The sequence below is a fragment of the Cupriavidus sp. C1SS-2L genome, from assembly GCF_057073735.1.
The window spans coordinates 1,755,440-1,768,589 of sequence record NZ_CP172709.1; the positions used below are offsets into that span (position 1 = coordinate 1,755,440).

The following is a 13,150-nucleotide window of genomic DNA, read 5'->3' on the forward strand; positions in this document are numbered from 1 at the left end:
AGTCAGCTACCACCAATCGAAGCGGCGAAAGAAGCCGGCGGGCTCGAGCCCGATCGCATGCAGCCAGTCCACTACCTCGACGACATCGAGCCGCCGCTCCAGTAATTCGACTTTAGCGACATACGATTGCGGCTTCTGCAAAAGTTCTGCTAGTGCACTTTGAGTCACTTTTTGTTCGAGTCGAGCCTTGCGCAACTCCGCTACGACGATCGCGTACCGCTCGGAATGAATGGTCTTCATCCCCGAATGCGATCATCGATTCGAAAATATCCCAAAATAGGATATTTAAGGATAGAATGCTGGCCCTCATTCAATACACCAACTCATATGAGCTCACGTAGCGCACGTCGAAGAGCGGTGGCCGAAGGCCGGAGATCCGTGAAGGCCGAATTGAAGGTCCAGACCGGTCGAAAGAAGGTCGAAGTCGAAGTGTCGAAGTTCGGCTTACACGTAGTCGTCGAACAAGCAGATGTCGCGCAAGCAGTCTTCTTCGAAGACTTGGAACGGCTGGAAATCTGCTTGAAGCAAGGGAGTAAGGTTTCCCTTCGTTGCACACTCGAAGGCGCGGAATGGCTTGCTGTCAAGCTCCTGCCCGAGGAGCGTGATCACGATTTCCTTTTCCATGCGAGAGACGGTCAACGCTACTGCGCTTGGGACGATTTGCGATAATTTCGTGGCGACACGTCTCTGGCTACGTCACGTCTCTCACAACCGCTACGTGCTGGTGTATGGCACAGGCCCATGATCCTCTTTCTCGATTACGACGGAGTTTTGCACCCCGATCATGTCTACCTGGTCAATGGCCGCCCGGTGCTGCGGGCAGATGGTGAACTCTTCATGTGGGCTCCCATCCTTGCTAGGATTCTGGCGCCTCACCCCGATTTGAAGATTGTCCTTTCGACGTCGTGGGTTCGGCTACTAGGGTTCAATCGAGCCAAGAGCTATCTTCCCAGAGAGTTGCGCGATCGCGTCATCGGGGGAACATGGCATTCAGCGATGGGGCGCCATGGTGAGGGGGCTCATCGGCTCGAGGGCAACTGGTTCGTTGCTGCGTCGCGCTATCAACAGATTGCCACGTACATCAGTCGCGCGGGCGCACGGGCTGAGCACTGGCTCGCGCTGGACGACGACGGAGACGGCTGGAGCCCACGCCTTGCAGCTCGCCTGATTCTCACGGATAGCGACCGAGGACTTTCCGATGTCACTGCGCAAGCCGCTTTGCGAAGCCGGCTCACCAGGGAGGCAAGGAATGGCGCGTCGCGAGAGCCGTCGCGTGGCACGGCTAATAGCATTGCATCCGAGCGAAATCGGCGCCGTGCCTGGCGAAAGCGCATGCGCCGCCTAGTCGGGCGAAGAGAATACATCAAGTGCACTATTGTCGATGGCCAGGACGACGTCATTGAGCTCTGGATCGTTGCCGCGCGCTTGAACGGTGGGCGCCTACCAGTGGGTCTTGTGTCCGACGTTGCCATGCGACTCGCGATCGAGCGGGCGATCACAATGCCCTTTCAGATGATTGCTAAATCTGGGTCTCAGCCTCACAGTAAGGTATCAGCGCGTCGAAATGACTGGGGTGGCATGCTGCGATTAGCCAACGTCATCACGGCGCGTTAGTCAGACGTCCTTAAGGAAGGCGGTCCGGCATTTTGGCCGACCGCAGCCAGTGACCCGAGGCGTGGAGGTTGGCCGCTAAAGGGAATACGTTTGACGGGTGCGCCTGACAGGACGCGTTGCGGCTGGGGACGAGATTTCGGGCATCGTGCTGAACCGATCTGGGCTGCTTGACGAGGCGCTGCGCGGCACGCGAAGCGTCCCCGTAGCGTGACAGCGTTCAAGGCAGTTGCCATTGGCCACCGCGCCCATAGCGAGGCCTTGCGCAGAAGACGTCCGGATGGAAAGCAGTCTAAAGGCAGCTTGGATCGATGGGGTACGCGCCGCAGGCCGAGTCTAGGCCGTTATAGGGCCGTGGCATCCGGAACGTCGTAGGTGACCGCGGTGACTTCGCTCAGCAGGCGGTGGTCGAGCAGGACCTGCATGATGGTGCGGGCGGTCGCTGCGCAAGGAACCAGTTGTCCCGTCGCCTGATTGAAGTTCAAGCCCCACTGCCGATTATTGCTGACGGCCTGCAGGTTGGGCAGGAAGTTCGGCCGGTTGTACAGGCCGCGCTGCTCGATGCGCGCCATGCGCCGCAACTGCGTGGAGTTGGTGCCGACGAATTCGACGAGGGGCTGTACGTCGGTGAACAGACCGACAAATTGGGGCGTGGCGGCCAGCGTGCCGAAGGCCGTCGTATAGGACTTGCGATGTTCCAGAACGGACTCGAAGGCACGCTTGCTGGAGATGAACAAGGTGTCGCGAACGGCGTAAAAGTCGAAACTCTTTTCGATTGAGAAGGAGTCATTTTCCATCGCGGAAAGTTCCCCCTGCTTGAACACAAAGTTGATGCGAGTCTTTAGGTAATTCGCCTTCCAGTTCGGAGCAGAGCGCCGGACCGCATAGACCGTCTGGCCGTTATGCGTGAACTTTGCCACATAGCCACCCGCATTCTTCAGGTGCTTGATGTCGTTGAGTCGGTGGTCAGGTTCGGGGCGGTCGACCAGAGCTCTCATGCTCGGGAATTCCGTCTCGGCGATGCTGGCCGTCAGGCAACTATTTTCGTTGTTCTCCGCAAGGTAGGTGTACTGCGCAAATTCCGTCAGCCTTTGCATCTCATCGACAGCGACGCTACACAACATCCCATTCAGTGCGTCATCCGTCTGGGCATAGTGGGCCGTGTACTTGCTAGTTGCGCTGGCACTCTTCTTAAAGATCCAGAGATGAACGGTCGCCGCCTGAAAGTCGAAGGCCTTGAGAAAATCGAAGTCCTGTTGCATGGCACTGTTAGATGATGTAGAAGTCCTGGATGGTCTGCGCCTTGTGTGGGCCAATTGTCAAATGGCCGCGGCATAGGATGCGCACATCCCGTTCAATGCCGCTGATGACAATAGTGGCCTCATGGAGTCGCCATCCCAGAATCAGGAGCAGTGGATTCATCAGAATCTGACCCGACTTATAGGTGATGGCAAACATCCACAGCAGAAAGACGATAAAACCCGAGAGCTTCTGCTGTTCCCCGTAGGCAATCCCCATAAACGAGACGACATATGGGAACGTGTAGTTGATGATCTCATTCGGAATGGGTTTGGCCTTTTTTACTTCGACGTCGAATGGGTAGGTGATTTTCCTGAGCGTCATCCGCGCCAGAAAGATCGCGACGCACGAGGTCGCCAGGAATATCAGGGACAGCCAGGGGTGCTCGAACGGAAGGTAGTCGCACGTCTCCGCACGGAAGCCCTGCAGTCTGCAGAACGGGCGGGCCCACCAGGCGCTGGGGATGTCCTGGATCGCGAGAATGATGGCCAGCGGCAGATACGATCCGAGGAAGATCAGGAATGCGGGCGCGAGATGAAACTGCATGCTCTCTCTTGAATGGAACCTTCCTTCTTCCGAGGCGCGGTACCCGACGATGGGACAATGGAATCATCACCGATCGGCCGACTTTCTTGAAACCAGCGAGTCTCGCAGAAGAAGGACGTTTGTCACTATTGTCGACGAAATCCATGGGAAACGGCACGACCACGGGACCCTCCATTAGAGGGACTTGCGCGCTCACTCAGACGCGGATGTGCCTCAAGTACGGCCGGCATGGCCGTCTTCGCAACCCTGGCAGTCGGCATGCATTGGCAGGGATTGCGGCTTCTGGAAGGTAAAAAGGGGCGGGCGTAGATGTCCGTGGATATCACCTGAGGTCCTGCGCTCATTGTTGAGGCAGGCGGCGGGTCGACCTTCTTTTAAGGGGAGGTTGCAGATCCGGCAGGCGGTGAAGTCCGGTCGATAAGCGGTATGCACTCCGGTCGGGGGGGCCTGCGCCGCACGTTGTGCGGCCGCGCCGCTGATCACCGGTGGCGGCCAGTCCGCCTCGGGAAACGTGCCCTCGAGTACGGCCTGCCCATGTGCTGCCGCGCGCCTCGGCTGCTCATAGTGGAATCCAGTGCGCATCTGCTAGGGCCGTTGGGCCTCGTTTTGTCACGTCAGCTTTGCTGCCTTTCTGCAAAGATGTCCCCGGACGACCTGTCATCCGGCGTCCGGGGGCGGAGTCGCGGACGAACTGGCCTTCGCGAGCAAATCTGCCTATATAGATATCGCTACCTATCTGCATGAGCGTTTCTGCGTCACACCCACCAAGCGCCGACTGCGCCACGCGCACGTCGCTGACAACAGGAGGGCCCGTATGGCTTCCGCTCCCGCAGCTTCCCGCCGCCCGGCCGCGCCCGGGACCCCGTCCGACCCGGCAAACCACGGACCTCATGACCGTCGCTGCCGCAGCGCCGGCCAGCCCATCACCCAGGCCCGCCATCTCGGTGCCCACCTGTTCGCGTTCTACCGCGGTGTGCTCGAAGGGCTCGATCTCGCCGACCTAGGGGAACGGTATCTGGAAACCGGGCGCGACCGGCGCCAGGCGCGCCTGACCCAGCAAGTCATTGAGGCCGAACTGCTGCGCGGCGTGCGTCGCCTGACCTCGGCCACGGTGACCGCTGGCGCGCCGGCACTCGCCGACACCGGTGCGCTGCCCGACGAAGCTGGGTGGCGCGCGCTGTTTCGCGACACCGGCACGGCAGTGCCGGCGCGGCGCCGGCGCCGCCAGCTCGACGCGCTCGAGGCGGTGCGCCCGCACCTGACCTGTCTCCCCACCCCCGCCGATTCGGTCGCCGGCTGGTTCGCGCCGCCGGTCGCGGCGCGGCTGGCGCGCGCGGAGCTGGCGACGCTGGCCGACCTGCGGGCCCATGTCATCGCGCGCGGCCTGCGTTGGTATTGCGCCGTGCCGCGCGTCGGCGCCGCGACGGCCCGGCAGATCACGGCGTGGCTGACCGCCGAGGCGCCGGCGCTCGGGGCCCTCGCGCCGGCCGCGCTGGTGCCTCGGCACCGCATGCCGAGCAAGACCCGCGCGGTGCTGCGTCCGCCCGCGGTGATGATCGCGCCGCTGGAGGCGCTGCTGTTGCCGGCCACCTGCGATGGCCGCGCCGGCCACAACCGGCCCGGCCCGGACGCGACCCCGCGCACCGCCGCGCAGACCGACCTCGCTGCGATCCAGGCGTGGCTCGCCACCCACGAGCCCGAGGGCGGCCCGACCTGGCGCACCTATCGCTGCCATGCCGAGCGGTGGCTGCTGTGGTCCATCTTTTCGCGGGGCAAGGCGCTGTCGGACCTGACCGTGGAGGACTGCACCGCCTACTTGGCGTTCCTCGCCGACCCACAGCCGGCGGACCGGTGGGTCGGCCCGCGCGGCGTGCCGCGCTATTCATATGAATGGCGTCCCTTTGCCGGGCCGCTGTCGCCCAGCAGCCGCCGCCAGAGCTATACCGTGATGCGCGGCCTGTGCGCGTGGCTGGTCGACGCCCAGTATCTGCGCTACAACCCGTGGACCCTGGTGCCCACGCCCAAGGTGGCGCGTTCGCGCCTCCAGGTCTCGCGCAGCTTCACCAAGACCCAGTGGGCCAATCTGCAGCGTTGTGCTGCCGATTTGCCGGTCGACGATCCGCGTAGTGCACGACTTTGTTTCCTGTTGCGGTTTGCTTACGCAACGGGCCTGCGCATTGCGGAACTGTCGCGAGCCACGCTGGGGGATCTGCGCCATCATGACTTGCCGGACGATCCGCGCGGATCCTGGGAACTGGTCTTCACGGGCAAGGGCACCCTCGAGCGCGAGGTGCACGTCTCGCACGCGGTGATCGGCGCGCTGCGTCGCTACTTGGTGGCTCGCGGACTGGGGCAGGATTTCGGGCGACTTCATCCGGCCACGCCCCTGGTGGGACGCGTCAAGGCGGATGGTCGTGCGGGCGCGCTGTCGGTGGGGCAACTCCACGCCATCCTGACGCGCTTCTTTACGCACGCGGCTGTCGCCTTGCACGACGAGGATCCCGCGGGCGCGGCGCGTCTTGCATCCGCCTCGGCGCACTTCCTGCGCCACACCTTCGGTATGCATGCGGTCGCGGCCGGCGTGGGCCTGGACGTGGTGCAGAGCCAGTTGGGCCACGCCTCGCTGGCGACCACCTCGGTCTATGTGCGCGCCGACGCCGAGCGGCGTGCACAGGAACTCGAGCGCGTGGGGATTTTCTAGATCGGCCTGACACGTGACAGATAGGGATGCAAGAGGAAAAATGGATTTTTGTCGCATAGAAAATAAATATTAAATTTGCGCGTAAAAGTCCACGTCTATTCGGAAATTGAGTGCTTTGGATCAGTGAATTTCTGATTCATGGAGTCTTGCGAGGGATGCCGGTATGCCCAGTGCGTCATTGAGCAGCGGCGCTCGAGAGAAATCGCGCGCGGGTGTTTACGGCCACGCTTTCAGCGTCTAGAACTACAACAGCTACACGCCTTCCGACAGCAACTGCTGACGTACTCTGTCACGCTACATCGGCGTGACAGGGCATCCACCAGTGATTGTTGCCATCGTGAACGGGTAGGCCTCACCGGATGCAGGAGCAAGCCATGCTGGATGCGGATGCGTTAGACCTATTGCTCTCCAATAGGACAATCCCAGCGCCGGGGCGAACATTGCTCGCGAGCGTTCGGGAGCACGATTTCTCGAAGTTGTCGCGATCGATCAGCGGATGTGTCGAATACTTGAACAGCGAGAAGATGAGGGGAACTGTCGCAGTTCCTGGTCGCACCGTTGGGGCTCCGTTGGCGGAGCTACTCGAACTGGACGTGAATGTGCTGGAGTTCTATTTCCAGCCCTGGGAATTCGAGATTCTTGTACGAACGGAGGCCCGTCCCAACGGAGCAACACGCTTGCTCCATCGCCCCGCGGTAGTGCTTGTCAAGAAGGATGGGATTGTGGTGCAGGACTGGAAGGAGGAAAGAGTTCTCTTTCGCCAGAGCCAGAATTCCACAAATTTCTACAAGGAAAGTGAGTCGCCGTATCACTGGCACTGGCGACCCGGTGAATCAACCTATGAAGCCTTGGGGTTCCAGTATGAAATACACAGTCTTGCCGAGATACCGTTTGTTCTGGTCGGAAACATGCGGGATTTGCAGCGGTACGCTGGCATGGCGGCCATAGACAGGGAGATTGAAAGAGAGCTTCGCGATGTGATAGAACGGGAGGTCGTGCTGACGCTGCGACAACTGCGCGAGCAGTATCAATTTGATGCCGATACAATTCGACTCGCCATCGTACAGCGCATTCTATGGTGCGACCTCGTACATTGCCGTCTAGATAGCGACGACACCTTCCGAGTCTTTCGGGATCCTGTGGCAATGGCGATCTGCGGCCTTGGCGACAACGGTCGTGACAGCCTGCCGCTTCCGCGGCGCGGTAATGTCGTTCCAGGAGCTCTCATTCAATTCAACGGCGAAAGCCATTGGATTGAGGTCATCGATGGCGAATCGGTTCGGCTGCGGGGGCCCGGTGACACGGTGAGAGTACTTCCACGCGAAGTGGTCGCGTATGCCTGTTTGCCGCCCGCGATAGCCGAGGCAGATGGTTCGGTTCGTCCAGCCCTTCGAGAGCAGCTGTCATTGCTACCCCAAGCCTTGTTGGATCAAGGGATAGAGAGGCTGAGCGCAGTCCGTGAGGGTCGTGAGATTCGTTCTAAACGACAGATGGCACGGTACCGTGCCATCGTCGCGTCGAGCGATACCGACACGGAAGCTGCCATCCGCTTGGTCGAGAATGTCCGACAACGGGGAAATCGGTCGCCACGTTTGCCTGATGACGTTGAGCTGCTGGCCGAGAAGACGATTGGCCACGTCTATCATCGCTCGCCCAATGTCACAGCGCATGGCTGCTACATGCGATACAAGGGACTCGCATTGCGGCTGCATCGGGTGCCGATGAGTTATCCGACTTTCGCTGTCCGTGTGGGCCGCTTTCGCAAACTGGAGAAAAAGCACGGAGCACGCGCGGCGCTGGCCATGAAGCCAATCGCGACAAGCCTTGACCCAGGGCTGTCGCCTCACGGACTCTTGCCGCACCAGTGTGTACACATTGACCACACGCCCGCAGACGTGGAAACTATCGCGCCGGCGGCTAGCCTCCGGCTCGGGCGACCGTTGATAACGCTCGCGCATGATGCCAGCTGTAAGCGATCTCGCGCGCTTTATTTGTCGTATGGCGGCGCGTCGGCGGAATGTGTATTGATGGTATTGCGCGACTACGTGCGGCGCTGGGGACGGTTGCCGCAAACCATCATTGTGGATGGCGGCGCAAACTTGCGTAGTCCAGCGGTAATGCGTTTTGCCAAGCTGCATCACATCACAATCCGCCAACGAGCCAAGAACAACCCTCGTCAGGGGGGACCCATCGAAACGCAAAACCGAGCCCGAGAGTGGGAGGTAGATCGGCTCTTGCCCGGCAGCACGTCGCACATGAAGGCGCCTCGTCCTTACAACGGATATCCCTCACCGAAAGACGTCGCGGAAGAAACGTTGTTCAGCGTTTATCGTCGATACGAGCAGTACTTCTTCACGGTCAAGGACTGCGAGCACGTGCATCCGGAGCTTGGGATGACCCCAAAAGAATACGAGCAGATGCTTGAGCGCGAGCGAGGGACGCAACCGTTTCGCCGTGTGGCATTCGACGAACATTTACTAATTCTCACGTCGCCATTCGCGTCGCATCCGAAGCATGTTATTGAGCGGCGTCGAGGCGTATGGGTCGACTACCGATGGTATTGGAACGACGCATTTGCCGGTGCAAAGGAACACGACACTGCCTTAGTAAGGGTCGAGCCGTTCAATGCTGACGTGGTCTATGTGGAATACAACGGGCAGATGCTGGTGGCCATCGCGCGCGACCTAAGTCCCGTGCCCAACCGTACTCGGTTCCAGGTGGAGCAAGCAATCCGCCAGATGCGGAAAGAGGCCGGAGCAAAGGCACAGCGCTCACGATTTGAGTATCACGAAGAGCGCGACGTGATGTCCTTAGACGCGCACCATTTCGATCCTTGTCTCGCCTTGAAGCAACAGGAAATGCTCCGCCTTTACAGCGCCTTGGCCATGGTGGCACGTATCGATTGGCCTTCGCACTCGGTTCAACCTCCAGAACCTAGCGCCGATCCGAGCGATCGGGTCATGCCGAAAATTCCCTCAACTGAGAGTTGCTTCTCAGGTGGGCTAGACACTTCCCTCCACGATAACGTTGCGGCGCGCGGCACATCTAGTTCAAAAAGAGCTACCCAAAAGACGTTCCCGCCCGCGGGGGGGGCGACCGTAGCAGACGCAGAGGAGCGCCTTGCGCTGAAATCAGTCGATCTTAAATTAGTCAAAGGGCTTGCATAATGAAAAAAAATATCCATCCTTTGGTTGAGATGACCTCAAGTGCACGTTACGCATTGTCGAATCAAGATAAAGTCGACGCTTTCAAGTTTTTGAGTATTGCACATCCACTGTTGGAGGATGTTATGAATATGATGACGCACTATTTATGCCCAAATAATGGGATCGAAATTATTATTTTGGTTGGTGTTTCTGGGGTTGGAAAGTCATGGTTGCTGCACGAGATACTTCCCGGTGTCGTCGTGCAGAAAGATTATAGGAAGCCTGGTGGCATTGTATATGTCGAAGCGCCGGCGCTCGGTGAGCAGAGAATGATGTTGAAAGCATTCTACACACTTGTTTTACGCGCGGGAAACGAGCCGTTGATCGATAAAAAGGTCGGATTTGTCGTCAAAAATGGTCGATTGAGGCTCGAGAATAAAGGGCGCGGGCCAACAGCTGGAGTTTTGTTTGAATCGATACAAAGCATGTTCGAATGCAGACAGCACCTCGCGCTTGCCATCGACGAGGTATTACATCTTCTGCGGTTCCGTGAGGTCGAGCCAATGATGGATATGCTCAAGTCAATGGCTAAGGATGGCTGTCCGAAGCTGATTGTGGTCGGTGATTTTAATGTCACGGAACGGGCCAGAAATTATGAACAATACGTGAGGCGAGGAAGGACGGTTTTCTTCCCGCGCTATGACTATCGCTTGGCTGTTGCTAAAAAGTCGGGCGCCGAAAGAGAGTTGCAGGAGGCGGTATTAAGTCAGTTTCTTTCGATCTTACTGAAGATAAAGAAATATTGGCCTTGGCAGGAGTTCATGGATGTGGATAAATTTTGTCCGAAGCTATTGTGGCAGTGCTTGGGGAACATGGGGCTGCTCAAGCAAATTATGTCTAGTTGCTTGTCGATGCAGAATGACAGTGATGGGGATTGGGACGACAAATTTTTGCAAAAGAGTTTTCTGCCAGCTCTGCAGCGGGCAAGTTTGGAAGGTAAGTTTAATGATAATGAGGTAGAGATGAGAAAATTTGATTGTTTGGGCGATCCAGCAGAGTTCCCTGTTTGAGAGGCTGGCTGGAGCGTTAAGATGAGCGTTACGGAAAGCAGCACGCTGTATCCAATTCCATGGATCGGTGCGGGTACACTATTTAGTGAATCGATATGCAGCTATTTTTATAGATTGGCATATCTGCATCGCGTTACTCCGTCTACGCTGTATCGCTCCTATATTGTTCCACGCCTAAGAGATCTAGGGATGGGAACTCATGTCTGCTATCAAATTCAAGACGGATTGGGACTATCGGCCGATAGCGTGGTGCTGCGATGCTTGACGGACACACTAGTGGAGCTGACGGGCGTCGAAACCATTCGCTACGGGAGTTTACAAGGGATGGCCGCGCTCGTTGGTCATCGAGGCCTTGCGCATCTTAAACGACGTTATTGTCCCAAATGCTTTGCAGAACCGCGTCTCGGTCGGTATGGGCATGCACTCTGGGAGTTTCAAGCGGTTCAGGCATGTCCGATACATGGCGTGCGCCTGGTTGCTGAAGTATGTGGCGACTCTTCGGTGCGACTCGCCCCGAGCCACCGGCCTCAGTTGTACGGCGTCTGCCGTCAATGTGGCAGTATCGGGATGGCTTGTGGTGCCCAACCTCAGGTGCTGGCGGGCAGCAATGAAATCTGGGTAGCGCAGGAGGTTGGGGATGTTGTTGCCTATGCCTCTGGAGGCGGTCAGCTCTCTCGTGACGGCTTGGAAGCGGGTATTACTGCCTGCATTGGTTTATATCGTTCCCGGTCAGAACTAGCGCGGCGCTTGCATTGCACGCCGTCAGCATTAATAGCGGGTGCTCGAGGTCGACCGAGCCTTTCTGTGCTACTAGCGATGTCCGCGCACTGTGGATGTAGTCTTCTCAGCATTTTTCAGGGGAGGCCGGTACCTACAGGCAATGGGCAGCAACGCTTCGCCCTCCCTAATAGGGTCGAAGCGTCGTGGCGACGTGACGCTCAACTGAAACGCAACATCGAACTGCTCGAAGAAAAATACCGCTCTCTGGACATGTGTGCCGACTCAGGCGCCGTCGTGTCGCAAAGGTTAGGCGTGAAGCGCATGTTTCTAAAACGGCGTGCGCCTGTTCTGTGGGAGCAGATCGTGTTAGCGCATCGAACGTACGTAGCAGCCGAGCTAGCGCAACGCCTCGAATTGAAGAGGGCGCTACTTCTCACCGCGATTGAAGAAGTTATCGCGTCGGAAGAACCTCTCACGGCCCAGTCGATACTGCGAAAGCTAAGGGTAGTGGATTGGCAGGTCTACGAAATGATAAAAGTGCTCAAAAAAACACTTTGTCTCCTCCCAGCGCCGGTGTAAGCATAATGTGGCCTTTCTTCCTTGCAAGGATAACGTGGCATTTCGGCCATGAATTGCTTAACTTCCCAGGCGGACCGTTGCGCTTTCACATACGTACATTTACGTAATGCTGCAGCGCGACAATTCCTTTGCTACAATCAGGGAAAACCCCATGAGGGTAATCCCTGTAAGGAAGGACGCCATGAACACCCAATCCGATATCAAGCTGACCGACCAACTGGAACGCGACCTCATCGATCGTGAACTGGGCTACCGTGGCCTGGGCATTGGCAATGATGTGAAGCGCGCGATTGCGTTTGTGCAGTCGGTGCTGACGCGTCTGCAAATGCAAGCCCGCAAGGCCAAGGTCAGCTACGCCAACGGCTGAGAGATCGCTCCCTGAGCGTGCTGGTCTCCTGATCGAGACCGGAAAAAAGCCGGCTGAAGCCGTCCCTCGGGGCGCTCTTGCCGGCTTTGCCATTTAAGGCCTGGTGACTTCAAGTGATGTGCCCTTGACTTGTGAGCTGCATTCGCAAGCGTTGCCAGACCTTTTCGTTTTGAGCCGGCGTGGCGGAAGGCTATCGTGGAGGCCTTTCCGCAGTTGCCCACACGCCATGCCGCCGCTCGTCCTGTGCTGCCTGCTGATCACCTACGTGGTCTGGGGCACGACTTATCTCGCTATCCGGTTCACGCTGGAGAGCTTCCCGCCGTTGCTGATGATGGGCTCGCGCTTCCTCTGCGCGGGGCTGCTGCTGGCCGCCTGGCTGGCCTGGCGACGCACGCCGATGCCGACTTGGCGCCAACTGCGCAACTGCGCGGTACCTGCGGTATTCCTGCTCGTCGGCGGGATGGGACTGACCGCCATTGCCGAGCAAACCATCTCTTCGGGGGCGACCACGGTGATGATCGGGTCGATGCCGATCTTCGGCCTGTTCTGGAGCGCGTGTTTCGGCACGCGTCCGCGCTGGTATGAGGGGCTGGCGATTGCGATCGGTAGCGTCGGCATACTTGTGCTGACCGCCGGCGCCGAATTCCGCGTCAGCACCGCAGGCGTGGTGGCGCTGTTGCTCGCTGTGGCGAGCTGGTCGTTCGGGTCGCAGCTTGCGCGCCGGATTGAACTACCGGACGGTGCTTCCGCGTTCGCCGCTGAGATGCTGATCGGCGGAGCGATCCTGCTGGTGTTGTCGGCGCTGCGCCAGGAGCCGTGGCCGGCCACGATCAGCACGCAGGCGTGGTGGGCGTGGGGTTATCTCGTGGTGATTGGCTCGCTGGTGGCGTTTTCCGCTTACATGTACCTCGTCGCGAACGTGGCCCAGACGCTGGCCACCAGCTATGTCTATGTGAACCCGCCCGTGGCGCTGGCCGTGGGCGCGTGGCTGGGCGGGGAGCAGGTTGCCCCCCAGACGCTATGGGCGATCGTGCTGATTCTTGCGGCGCTGGCGGTGTTGAGCGTGGGCAGCCTGCGCACGGCGCGTGCGGCAGCGGCTGCCTGAGCCGCG

General features: G+C 59.0%; 11 protein-coding genes. 8 read left to right on the forward strand and 3 right to left on the reverse strand.

The features are described from left to right. Window positions 1-6 precede the first annotated feature (6 nt). Window positions 7-240, reverse strand: coding sequence for a helix-turn-helix domain-containing protein (locus ACIGJG_RS25790; RefSeq protein WP_483673260.1), 234 nt, complete (start codon window positions 238-240; stop codon window positions 7-9). 138 nt (window positions 241-378) lie between these two features. Between ACIGJG_RS25790 and ACIGJG_RS25795 the strand changes: the two genes are divergently transcribed. Both ACIGJG_RS25795 and ACIGJG_RS25800 read left to right on the forward strand, forming a co-directional pair. After that, a complete protein-coding gene (locus ACIGJG_RS25795) occupies window positions 379-669 on the forward strand; it encodes a hypothetical protein (protein ID WP_483673262.1) in 291 nt (96 codons plus the stop codon). Between the two features lie 72 nt (window positions 670-741). Beyond that, the gene (locus ACIGJG_RS25800) at window positions 742-1,614 is read left to right on the forward strand and encodes an HAD domain-containing protein (RefSeq protein ID WP_483673263.1); all 873 of its coding nucleotides are present in this window, start codon (window positions 742-744) and stop codon (window positions 1,612-1,614) included. A 341-nt stretch (window positions 1,615-1,955) separates the two neighbouring features. On the opposite strand, the gene ACIGJG_RS25805 is transcribed toward ACIGJG_RS25800, so the two are convergent. Further along, complete coding sequence (locus ACIGJG_RS25805) at window positions 1,956-2,873, reverse strand: DUF4868 domain-containing protein (RefSeq protein ID WP_483673264.1); 918 nt, start codon at window positions 2,871-2,873, stop codon at window positions 1,956-1,958. 7 nt (window positions 2,874-2,880) lie between these two features. Continuing rightward, window positions 2,881-3,456: a hypothetical protein gene (locus ACIGJG_RS25810; RefSeq protein WP_483673265.1), complete on the reverse strand. Its 576-nt coding sequence runs from the start codon at window positions 3,454-3,456 to the stop codon at window positions 2,881-2,883. Window positions 3,457-4,270: 814 nt separating this feature from the next. Between ACIGJG_RS25810 and ACIGJG_RS25815 the strand changes: the two genes are divergently transcribed. The 6 genes from ACIGJG_RS25815 (at window position 4,271) to yedA (ending at window position 13,144) form a co-directional block, all read left to right on the forward strand. Beyond that, window positions 4,271-6,157 (forward strand): phage integrase family protein, encoded by a 1,887-nt coding sequence (locus ACIGJG_RS25815; protein ID WP_483673266.1) that lies wholly within the window; start codon window positions 4,271-4,273, stop codon window positions 6,155-6,157. A 374-nt stretch (window positions 6,158-6,531) separates the two neighbouring features. After that, entirely contained in the window at window positions 6,532-9,324 is a 2,793-nt protein-coding gene (locus tag ACIGJG_RS25820) for a hypothetical protein (RefSeq protein ID WP_483673267.1), read from the forward strand. Beyond that, window positions 9,324-10,373 carry an AAA family ATPase gene (locus tag ACIGJG_RS25825; RefSeq protein ID WP_483673268.1) on the forward strand — a complete coding sequence of 350 codons (1,050 nt, stop codon included), beginning with the start codon at window positions 9,324-9,326 and terminating at the stop codon, window positions 10,371-10,373. Before ACIGJG_RS25820 ends, ACIGJG_RS25825 begins: the two co-directional genes overlap by 1 nt. A 21-nt stretch (window positions 10,374-10,394) precedes the next feature. After that, entirely contained in the window at window positions 10,395-11,672 is a 1,278-nt protein-coding gene (locus tag ACIGJG_RS25830; protein ID WP_483673269.1) for a TniQ family protein, read from the forward strand. A 181-nt stretch (window positions 11,673-11,853) separates the two neighbouring features. Next, window positions 11,854-12,039 (forward strand): hypothetical protein, encoded by a 186-nt coding sequence (locus ACIGJG_RS25835; RefSeq protein WP_041680250.1) that lies wholly within the window; start codon window positions 11,854-11,856, stop codon window positions 12,037-12,039. 226 nt (window positions 12,040-12,265) lie between these two features. Continuing rightward, a complete protein-coding gene (gene yedA, locus ACIGJG_RS25840; protein WP_140951516.1) occupies window positions 12,266-13,144 on the forward strand; it encodes a drug/metabolite exporter YedA in 879 nt (292 codons plus the stop codon). Window positions 13,145-13,150 lie beyond the last annotated feature (6 nt).

Coding starts and splice junctions, on each gene's coding strand:
- ACIGJG_RS25790 (WP_483673260.1), bottom strand. CDS start 240: ATGAAGACCATTCATTCCGAGCGGTACGCGATCGTCGTAGCGGAGTTG.
- ACIGJG_RS25800 (WP_483673263.1), top strand. CDS start 742: ATGATCCTCTTTCTCGATTACGACGGAGTTTTGCACCCCGATCATGTC.
- ACIGJG_RS25805 (WP_483673264.1), bottom strand. CDS start 2,873: ATGCAACAGGACTTCGATTTTCTCAAGGCCTTCGACTTTCAGGCGGCG.
- ACIGJG_RS25810 (WP_483673265.1), bottom strand. CDS start 3,456: ATGCAGTTTCATCTCGCGCCCGCATTCCTGATCTTCCTCGGATCGTAT.
- ACIGJG_RS25815 (WP_483673266.1), top strand. CDS start 4,271: ATGGCTTCCGCTCCCGCAGCTTCCCGCCGCCCGGCCGCGCCCGGGACC.
- ACIGJG_RS25820 (WP_483673267.1), top strand. CDS start 6,532: ATGCTGGATGCGGATGCGTTAGACCTATTGCTCTCCAATAGGACAATC.
- ACIGJG_RS25825 (WP_483673268.1), top strand. CDS start 9,324: ATGAAAAAAAATATCCATCCTTTGGTTGAGATGACCTCAAGTGCACGT.
- ACIGJG_RS25830 (WP_483673269.1), top strand. CDS start 10,395: ATGAGCGTTACGGAAAGCAGCACGCTGTATCCAATTCCATGGATCGGT.
- ACIGJG_RS25835 (WP_041680250.1), top strand. CDS start 11,854: ATGAACACCCAATCCGATATCAAGCTGACCGACCAACTGGAACGCGAC.
- yedA (WP_140951516.1), top strand. CDS start 12,266: ATGCCGCCGCTCGTCCTGTGCTGCCTGCTGATCACCTACGTGGTCTGG.